7 protein-coding genes and 1 pseudogene are annotated in these 10176 nt (G+C 51.3%); 5 read left to right on the top strand and 3 right to left on the bottom strand.

What is annotated here, in order from left to right; translation table 11 throughout:
* Positions 1-270 (top strand): hypothetical protein (locus QN399_RS19370; RefSeq protein WP_323566282.1); only part of this gene is annotated, 270 nt, incomplete at its 5' end.
* Between the two features lie 167 nt (positions 271-437).
* Here QN399_RS19370 and QN399_RS19365 read toward each other — a convergent pair.
* Positions 438-767 carry a hypothetical protein gene (locus tag QN399_RS19365; RefSeq protein WP_322178524.1) on the bottom strand — a complete coding sequence of 110 codons (330 nt, stop codon included), beginning with the start codon at positions 765-767 and terminating at the stop codon, positions 438-440.
* A 761-nt stretch (positions 768-1528) separates the two neighbouring features.
* Here QN399_RS19365 and QN399_RS19360 point away from each other — a divergent pair.
* Positions 1529-3280 carry a hypothetical protein gene (locus tag QN399_RS19360; RefSeq protein WP_330201440.1) on the top strand — a complete coding sequence of 584 codons (1752 nt, stop codon included), beginning with the start codon at positions 1529-1531 and terminating at the stop codon, positions 3278-3280.
* A gap of 26 nt (positions 3281-3306) precedes the next feature.
* On the opposite strand, the pseudogene QN399_RS19355 reads toward QN399_RS19360, so the two are convergent.
* A pseudogene (locus QN399_RS19355) lies at positions 3307-3806 on the bottom strand (IS3 family transposase); the annotation flags it as partial.
* Between the two features lie 173 nt (positions 3807-3979).
* On the opposite strand from QN399_RS19355, the gene QN399_RS19350 reads away from it, so the two are divergent.
* Positions 3980-4669, top strand: a complete 690-nt coding sequence (locus tag QN399_RS19350) for a helix-turn-helix domain-containing protein (protein ID WP_322178522.1) — start codon at positions 3980-3982, stop codon at positions 4667-4669.
* Between the two features lie 2 nt (positions 4670-4671).
* Here QN399_RS19350 and QN399_RS19345 read toward each other — a convergent pair whose 3' ends face one another.
* Positions 4672-4845, bottom strand: a complete 174-nt coding sequence (locus tag QN399_RS19345; protein ID WP_330201437.1) for a hypothetical protein — start codon at positions 4843-4845, stop codon at positions 4672-4674.
* A gap of 490 nt (positions 4846-5335) precedes the next feature.
* Here QN399_RS19345 and QN399_RS19340 point away from each other — a divergent pair, with 490 nt between their 5' ends.
* The gene (locus QN399_RS19340; RefSeq protein WP_322178521.1) at positions 5336-6781 is read left to right on the top strand and encodes a site-specific integrase; all 1446 of its coding nucleotides are present in this window, start codon (positions 5336-5338) and stop codon (positions 6779-6781) included.
* Positions 6778-10161 (top strand): hypothetical protein, encoded by a 3384-nt coding sequence (locus QN399_RS19335; RefSeq protein ID WP_322178520.1) that lies wholly within the window; start codon positions 6778-6780, stop codon positions 10159-10161. The genes QN399_RS19340 and QN399_RS19335 overlap by 4 nt, the downstream gene beginning before the upstream one ends.
* The last annotated feature ends 15 nt before the right edge of the window (positions 10162-10176 follow it).

Here is a 10176-nt window from a genome sequence, read left to right as displayed (position 1 = left end):
AAGTTTCCTTTGCAACTTCAACCACTTGCGCTTCGATCAACTTCACGTCTCTCGTTAGCGGGAGGCGAATTCTACAGGATTAAAATCAGCGGTCAACCACCTTTCCCATTTTTTTCTACACAGATACAACATATTAGGATGACGCTATCAGAAGCCCTTCCCCACGCTATCAAGCACACCCAGCAGTACCTCCCTGACAAGCATCATTACGAAGCGCATACCTGCATCAAGGCAGTCTGCATGCCGCAGACAACATCCTGCGGTGATTGAACTGGCGGACGATGCGGCAGAACTGCATGACAAGGCCTTTCAACGATTACCGGGGGCGGCCTCCAGAACGTGTACATATAAAGAGTACCAGTGACTCTCGCTACAGATGACAGGCCTGAGCGTCCTCCCCGCTCCTCGCACCACACGAATGACTAGAGGACGCCCCGTTACTGAACGTCTTTCAAGTAGTCCTTGAGCGCAGCCAACGGGGCATCAAGCGCGCCCATCGTCTCGGCGCAACTAAAGCAAGCTGTCAGCTTTTGAAGCTCGCGCCCTAGCGGCGTGGCGGTGCCGCCTAAAGCTTTCAATGCCAACCCCAGACACTCATCGATTTTAAGCCGGATAGCTTCGATATCACCTTTGCACACAAGCAAGCCGAACTCGTCCCTCTGATACCCACTCATTATCGTGTCTTGACGCAAAATCGGACTATCCCCTTCCTTCTCGTAAGCCAGCTTGAGGGAGAAAAGGGCGACCGTTTCCAGTGACAACTCCATAACGCGAATCCTTGTAATGTCTTACCGGACCTGGGCAGGTTTGGGCAGGCAGTCTGCAGCCTGCTTGAGGGCAAGCTAATTCACGAGTTAATACATCGACAAAGAGGACGGGGCACCTCACTGACCGCAGACGCCTGCTCGGAAATCTCACGCACGTTGAGCGCGCTCCGAGCGATCTCATCGGAGACTGCACTACGGATCAGAGACCACGGATGAGCTAGCACTCACGCAGCGCGCGGGAAAAACACAAAACGCAGAATGCAAAAAGGCCCCGGAATACGGGGCCTTTAGGTACAAATATGGCGGAGGCGATGGGATTCGAACCCTTATCTAAGGTACCCCCTATTAATAGGAGTTCTAGACCACTATTCCGTACGCATCTAATCCGCTAGACGTTAGCAAAACCGGGCCCTCCATGCAAGCCCCCCAAACGCCCCCAAGTGCGCAGCTGAATGCACGCTCAGCGACATCTATAAAATCATGTGATTACCTACCTGAATGTGATGATTAGACCCGGAATGTCGGCAGTCTGACACTGCCCCGAGTTTCGGCAAGCCACCGAGTCCCACGCCGAGCTTCGCGCGAACCTCGAAATTCTTTTAAATCCACCGAAGCGAGAAGTCGAGGAGTGGGAGATCAAGCAGGCTCAGTGGAAAGGGGAAGCAGCCCAACGAAAAGCTGAAGAGACAGAGCGTCGTCGCTCTTGGCAGGAGGGGCTCGCCTATGAAGTGGCACTTATAAACAACCCCGAGCCAGGCGTGATGACTCAAAGCCAAGCTTATCTAATGGAACAGATGCGTGAGGGCTCATCCTCTTCAAATACTTGGAGCAGCGGTAATTGGCAGTCGCTCATAAGTGAGTTCGGCATGCCTGTTGCTCAAGCGTTTCGTGCCGGCGCTATTAATTTCTGGCGGGGCTATTGCCCAACGCTGCCATCGAAGGGGGCTGCTGCCAATTCGACCCCATATCATGTGATTTTTGGGTTGACGGGGCTCGCTATTGAGGCAAAAGAGGAGCCATCCCGCTTCTCGCAGATGTCCGCTGATAACGCTGAGTACGCAGCTCGCTATGGGCTGCTTGAGCTGAACGGCTTTCCGGAGTGGCTTCCCAAACTTTTCGGGCTGTACCCGCGTCTTATCCAAGAAATCGTAACGCGTGAAATCGAATACGAGCTGGATTCGCCACGTTTGGAATCAGGCGGCAATCGTGTGCTACAAAGACTGCGCTGGGGCGGGGACTGGATGTACGGGGAGCTAGCTGCTCCGCTCATGGCCCGGCTGGCACAGCACATCAGCGACCTTGAGTCGCTCCAGCTCGTGCTGAGCATCGTGCAGAACTCGTCTGTCTATGATGAGGTTCTGGCTGAGCTCGCCAGCAAGCGTGCCTTAGAAGAGGTAAATCCGGAGATTGCGCCGACCTGGTACGCCGTGTGGGTTGGAGTGGAGCCGGTGCTTGCTATCCCGGCACTAGCAGCTCGCATCGACTCGTTATCGTCAGATGAGGAAAAAGCCAAATTTGCCATGCTTTGCCTGATTGCCATTGTTGGAAGCCGCACTGCCAGACGCTGTCGGCAGAATTACAAAACGGTTGAGCATGCAAAAGCGCTGTATCTGCTGATGCACACCTACATACGAATTGCAGAAGACATTGACCGCGCAGGAAAAGGGGTCTATTCCCCCGGACTTAGGGACGATGCCCAAAATGCTCGTGATGGGCTTTTAGCTTTTATCCGGGAGACGCCTGGGAAAGAATCATTCCTAGCATTGCAGGAAATCGCACAGGCCCACCCTGCCGAGCGATTACGTCCCTGGAGCGCATTCTACGCTCAGCAGAAAGCTACAGCCGACTCGCAGACGCCGCCTTGGGAACCATCGAAGGTCGTCGAGTTTCATGAGTCGCTGGAAAGCACGCCGTCCACCCATCGTGAACTCTGGAACCTGGCGATTGATCGTCTTCTGGACTTAAAGCACGATTTAGAAGATGGCGATTCGAGCTATGCAGAGATTCTGCTCCAGACCAATCAGGAAACCTCCATTCGGAAGTTCATCGGTAAGTGGTTGAGAGATCACGCTGCAGGACACTACGTTGTTCCACAGGAAGAGCAGCTCGCCGATGACAAGCGCCCTGATTATCGATTCCAGAACAGCCTGTCCTACGCGCCCGTACCTGTCGAACTAAAGCTTTCGCAGAACTGGAGCGGCTCCGGGCATTTCGAACGGCTTGAGAACCAGCTCTGCGGGGATTACTTACGCGACGTAAGCTCAAGCTGTGGCATCTTTTTGCTGGTGAACCATGGAGGTCAGGCCACGTGGGAGTCGCCCAGCAAAGGTCGGGTCGGGTTTAATGATCTAGTAACCGCATTGCAAGAACACTGGTTGACCATCGCTTCGAGGTTTCCTAACGTTGAAGACATCAAGGTCATCGGTATAGACCTTACCAAGCGAGGAGGAGTGGCCGCGACCAAAGCCATCCAAGCCAATCAGGCGGAGGCTAGCCAGAGCAATGATGAATGAGAACATGCGGTGGCTGACTGTAGTGGTCAACTAATCCCGGACACGACGTTAAGTTTTTCTTCGGCCCGAGCTGGCGCCAGCCCACCGTTGAATTGATGGGGTCGAACCCAGTTGTACCGATGTATCAAGAAGTGGCTGATATCGCGCTGGGCTTCTTGGGCAGTTCTGTAACCCAGAGTCGGTATCAATTCGGTTTTCAAACTGCGGAATACGCGCTCCATCGGCGCGTCCCAGCAATTTTCCCGGCGACTCATGCTCTGGCGCATGCGATAACGCCACAGCCGCTGGCGAAATAAGTGACTCGCATACTGGGCGACCCTTGATCCGAGTGAAACAGCAGGCCCTGAGGCATTCCTCGTTGCTCGTAAGCCATATCCAGCGCCTTGATAACCAGATCGGCGTCCGGCTTTTCCGATAGCGCCCAGCCAACCACCCGGCGCGCGCAAAGATCCAGCACGACCGCCAGATAGTGTCACTTCCCCTGAGCCCACATGTAAGTGATGTCGCCGCACCACACCTGATTGGGTACAGCGATAAAAGACTGAATAGATCCCACTCAGCCAACCTCTGCTTACGTCGCGGACATCGACGCAGAAGCGCCAATTGCCGACCCAGCGCTCGGCACGTATCATCCTCGCCCTCTCAAGCAGCCCGAACACGTAGCCCCAGCATGCCAGAAAGCCCTGAATTCCTACGATCATGACTACCCCTCCACATTCAGCCCTCGGCGCTCACATCATCGCTACCACGGCGAAAATCATTTCGGAAGAAGGTATTGGTGCAGCCACTGTACGTGCCGTTGCAAAAAGCGCCGGTGTTCAAGCCCCTCAGATCTATCACCATGTGGGGAACATGGATGAGCTACTGGACTCAGTGGCGACTCACCTCTGGGCCGCGTTTCGAACGGCACAAGGTAAAACCGCTAACCCCGTCCACGGCCTCTATGATGCGATTGAAGCTCTAATAGCTTTTGGAATAAGACATCCAGAGCTCTATCTGCGTACCAGCATGCCCCGCAACGGTGAAGTATCCGGCCTTTGGAAACTCCAGATTGATTATCTGAGAGAACGGGTACAGCAGGTTGCCAAGTCTGGCCGCTTGCGCGTGGGTGAAAAACAAGCCATCGAGTTTATTCATCCCTTCTGTGTCGGCATGATTTTCACCTGCCTTCATAAAACTAGTCGCTCGACTGACACCAGCTGGCTCGCTCTAAAGGCAGTGAGCCCCCTCCTGCAACCTGAGCTTCCTGAGATATCTGAATTGGGTCAAGCTCGAAAAGCACCTGCATTCGCATCCGGGCTTAAAGCAAGCCTCGGCGAGGTGCATGTACTGAGCCTCGGAGAGTCAGCGTTACTGAGAGAACTGCTGGAACGTATCGCGTCAGCCTGATGTTAAAAGCGATATGCCGCTTGATAGCCCTTCAAGAACTGCTCAGTTTGCGCGTCGCGGGGCTGTTCGTTGGCGCGATAAGCGCAACGACGTGACGACGTGACGACGTCGATCTTGGCAGTGTCGACGTCAGACAGCAGAGACAGTAGGGTTTCAGCATCAATCATCAGAGGCATGGATGATTCAAGTCCCCCTGATTCCCCAGTGTCATTACAGAACGAGTTGGCCACTACACCTTAAAACCACATTTCCTCGGGCTACCTCTTCCTAAGCATGCAGCCAACCACCTTCGAAAGGTGTATTCCCAGTCCCTCCAAACACAAATATTTATTTATTTTACACCCCCTTGACACGCCGACCTTACATCGATCTCCGGCTAACAGAACAGCACTTCCCAATGCGGCTTTCGGCTCAGCCCATCGCTAACGCAGAGGGACAAGCCTCCAAGATGGGCATCCTTTGCCCCAAAACACGCCCCTTTTCCAAAAGGTACCACTTGGAAAGAATATTATCATTGATATATAGTGTTATATATCAATGATAAGAATATATACCTGACACACTTGTATACCAAGTATACATAGTAAAGAATGCAGCAGCGGGCAGTTGCATGTTTGTAATCTCTCATGTAACTATTTGGCTATCCCTGCAGTACTGGAGCCAGATATGAAACTTCATCCACCTGAAAAGGCGCTGAGCCTGCCCCCGCCAATTACACTCATTCCCACCGAGAGGAATGGTCGGCAGAGTTACAGGCTTATTTCGAGTGATCAGTTACAGGACGATTTCTTTGACAGCTGGTCTCATCAGCTGAGTAAAAAAAGATCTAAACGAACCACGAAAATCTATTCTGAATACAACAAGGTATTTCTAGAGCTTCTCCAACAAATTACCTATCAGGAGAAAGGGCTCACTCCTATCCTTCTTGCGCAGACCATTGATAGCTACGAAAGCTTTCTGGTGTTCGGAACCGACAGTGATATTCCAATGATTCAAAAAGCAGCCTACGTACTGGGAGATCGACACCTTTCGGGAAGTTCAGTCGGTGTTGCACTTGCAGCACTCAATCATTTTATTGATGCCAGCGAACGCTTGCGCCTGGGTTTGATTGAGCTGGAAATTCAAGGGTACATCGCGTCCAAGTCGTTATCAGGGTTTTCCTTAGCCCAGACCGTCAGTATCGAATCACCAAAAAATGTCCGCGCTGCGATCAAAGCGAACAGTTGGCTGGCAGGGTGTCTGGCGGGTGGTGCGCGCCGGGTGAAACGCAAGGGGCTCTCTTCGATATCCAAGCCTTCGTCGCTCGCCAATACGGACATGTACGGGGGCGATGAGTTTGCGTTCCCAATCGACAAGTGCATGGAGCTTATCCAGAGCACGACGTGCCGCCGGGACAGAATGCTGTGGAGCTTGTTGGCTGCTTGCGGAGCGCGTGTTTCAGAAGCGCTCACCATGCTTTGGAAGGATATCAAACCTGAGGTGGAGTCAGAATTTAACCGGGTTCTGATCGTTGATCCGACCACTCGACGCAACGTGCTGATCAAATACTTGTCCGAGAGCGAAATCAACTCACTCCCGCATAAAGGCCGCGCCCACCCTGAGACTTTCTTGATAGAGCCCTTCGCGTCCATGTTTTGGATCGCACTGGAGGAATACAAAACTGGGCTGCGCAAACAGCACTATCTTGCCCCCGTTACGCATGACTTTCTCGTCAGAAATTTGAAAAATGGCGACCCCATGCATAATAGCTACCAGGCTCTCTATGAGCGTTTTCGCAAAGCTGCATTGCGGGTGACAGGAAAAGCCTATGGGTTCCATAGTCTGCGGCATATGTACGGTTATTACCTGACTAACCATTGCCCCAATCCTAATCCCCATAGTAACCGACGATACGGACTCGACCTGAACACCGTCCAGAAACTGATGGGACACAAGCTCAGTAAAACCACTAAACGTTACGCCCGCCAAGACGCTCACTTGCTCCAAGCAACATTAGCAGCCGCAAACCTTGCACGCCTTACAGGCGGGCCGAAATCCGTTCTTGAAGCGCGCATCGCGTTTCATCAACAAGAAATCAAACAACTTCAGCAACTCGCCTTGGAGGCCGCATGATCAATCCATCTCACACCGACCCCATGTGGCTCATTCCAAAGAAAAAAGTCGGCCCTGCGTTTGACTTGGCTATGATCGATGTCAGGCACCGGTTCTGGAGGCTTCATAACAGCGTTAGCGGTGGTCGGCACCGGGAAGCCCTTCTTGCACTCAACGACCTGGGCTCTCGGCCCTTCCTTGGAGTGCACAGACTCCAAGTAGAAAAGCTACTGACGTGTTGCTTTTCAGCAAATGATCAGAGGGAAGCTATTGTAAAAGAGATTATTCCAAGCTTCCCGAAGGCAAGAATCCCCCAGCTCTGCTCCATAATGAAAATCGCTTTCCTGCGTCTCTGGATAGAAAAACAGATAATTCTGCCACTTGGTTGGTCGAGTCCGATCAACTGTGATTTGATTGTAGATGAAATGATTCGGGAACAGGTCGAAACATGCCCTCTCCTTGTACAAGTCCGTGCTATTAACCCGGTATCGTCGCTTGGATATACCGGCGCTATGACTGAGAAAAATCGTGACCTAAGGGCCACCTACTGGCTCAGGATACTCCTAGCATCAAATCTATATAACACTCAAAACTTTAATGCAGAAACGGTGCGCGACCTGAAGCTTAGAAGCTTTGGCTATAAGTCTGAACTAGCACGATACTATACTGATGACTTCTCACTGTTTGTGGCAGAAACTTCAAACGATCCATTAATGCGGGATACTGTCCATAATATCCTTGAAGATAGCCGTGCGCAGCTCTTGCAAGCCCGCAAACTCAACGACCCAGTTTTCAAGAGTAAAACATCCTCAACGGCTCGCGACAAGATGACTTACAAAACTCTTGAATACTTAGAGGGAGACATTCACAGCATCGCAAGCTTTGCGAACATATTTAATGATGCACGTGACATGAACAAAGCATTCAAGATCGATGGCGATGATGCACTACCAGGCGGATTAACGCTTTTGCCGGACAAGGTCATTAACTTTTGTAAAATGATTTCCTCTACCTATCAAGCATTTCTGAGATCAAGGCGCCTTGAAAACGTCAAAAACCACAAATCATCTCTTTATTTTCTGATCGCCTACTGCGGCCCATATCTTTATAAGTTCTTCATGAATCGAGATGGACATCTTGAACAATACCCCACCACGTTCAATGATTTCACTTGCGCACTGTATATCACCGCAGATCATGATTTATTAAAGGATCTAGCTGTATTTGAAAAAGAGCCTCCCGAAACGTTACTTCATCTGATTGAGACTTTGGTGGACTTAAATCAATGGACATCTGATACGCATTACCAACGAATCTATCCTATTGAGGGGTTTTTCGACTATATCATCTCTCAGTCAGAGCTAATCCCCAACTGCGATCGGGTACGCAACAGCTTTTCTCCGGATTCTTATCCGAAACTACAGAAACGCTGGGGCACCATTAAAAAACCGATACCACGACCCTACTTTTCTACCTTCGTGAGTATGCTGGATTCTCTGGAGTACCTGACGATGCACTTGAACGATATGGCAGACGGCACCACGAATGGAGTTGTTGCGGGAGTCTTGAAGTGTCCCAATATAAGTGAGCTCAGTCACAGCTCTGACTGGGCTGGCCTGTGGGGCATTGAAGGTATGAACTGCGCTTGCCTGGATTTTTCGGCGTTGAATTATTCTCCCATTTTCTACTACGAGGGAAAACCACGGCCATTCAAATATATCCCGCGATTCTACCGAATCTCGGACATTGAGATTAACGGCAAGGTAGAGCCGCGTATCATCATGAATGACGTTCGCGTGACTCAGCTTATGTGCGAAACCGGCATTCGACAGCAGCACCTTCTTTGGCTGGACGTAGATCGCTACGGTAACTACGTGGAGCGCCCGGTACGCAGACCACTTGCGCCTCTATTGATTAGTAGCGATAAGGCTCATGGCGAATGGACTGCTATCGTATCAAGTAGGGTAATAGCTCTTTTAGACAGGCAGTATGCGTGGTATCGCCGCTGCACTTCATCCGATTATAAACAAAAGATTTGGTACAATTTAAATAAAGGATCAAAATTTGGCCAATATAGGCCACTCTTCAGACTCCCACTCACTCCAAGCAGTTGGGCCAACTACGACGCATATCGTCTGCTCTTGCTGTGCCTACAGTACTTCATCAAGTCTGAACTGGGTGACCAAAATGTGCCCGATCTTGTCTGGACAAAATCGCTGCCAGGCGAGCCGGACGAACCCGTTTACATCACTGACAACTCGATTGCCGGACTCACTTCAGTCACTGCAAGTACGCTGACGAGTGATTATACCCCTCATGGTCTGCGCGCAGGGTTTGTCTCGGAAGCCATCAAATTTCTTCCGCCTAGCATCGTCGGCCAGTGGTTGACCGGGCAGTCTGAGCCATTGGTCTCTTACTATTCGGTGTTCGACGAAAATGACTTAGGTATGACACACCAGCAGATGCTCTGCAGTGCCCTTATGAGCAACCAAGACAAGCTCACTGCAGGCGATTTTCCTGAACTGGCGCAAGCGATTGCGAAGATCAATCGAACGCTGCACGACGACATTGCGCAAAACCCGGTAGCGGCAATCACCAAGCACCGTTTGATGAGTCTGTCGAACGCCAAGCGGGAGATGGACACAGGGCTGGATCGCATCATCGCTCAGGAAGTTAGCGAGCTCGCTTTCAATCACACGCACATTTGCCCGTTCAACAACACGTGTCCAAAGGAAGTGATCGATCTTTTCGGTGAGGTCAACTGTTGCTCAGCTTGTCCGTACGCCATAAGGGGTGTCGCTCACCTCCCCGCCGTTTCAGCCAGAAAAGACAAGTACAAAGAGCTAATGGTGGGCAGCTTGAAAGTCATTGAAAGATACTTGACCCGCAAACCTGAAGCCCGGACACGAACCGAGCTTGAACAACTGGAGCAGGAAAATGATCGTTTCGCCAGAGAAGCATGTCTCCTGGAAGCAATTGAGCATCAGCTCGTCCAGATGTACGAAAGCGGGCTGGATCAAGAGCTGATGGTGAAAAACAAGGAGGAAATTGTCGTGCACTACAACAAGCTGGATTTGCCCGGTGAAGAGCGATTGCTTAAGCGGCTGATTGATGTCCAGAACTTTCCCGACACCAGTAGCGAAGATTTAAACATTCGCCTTTCCCACCTGCGCCACGCGTTACTCATGAGAGAAGGAAATCTTTCAGCCCTGCTGGGCATTGGTGAAGACAACTCATTACCCTTGGCATCGAAAGTCGCCCTGCAGATTTCCAGCATGGTGAAATCTGGAGCTATCGATGTATTCGAGCTCTATGCAGCAAGCACTGGAGAACACGAAGCGATCAAGCGGCTGGCGACAGTCGCTAACGATGCTCCCAAACTGATCCAGATGGTCGCCTGAGGCTGGTTGGCAGAT

The organism is Pseudomonas sp. 10C3, from assembly GCF_036346185.1.
GTDB lineage: Bacteria > Pseudomonadota > Gammaproteobacteria > Pseudomonadales > Pseudomonadaceae > Aquipseudomonas.
This window is presented reverse-complemented; position numbering and strand designations above follow the sequence as displayed.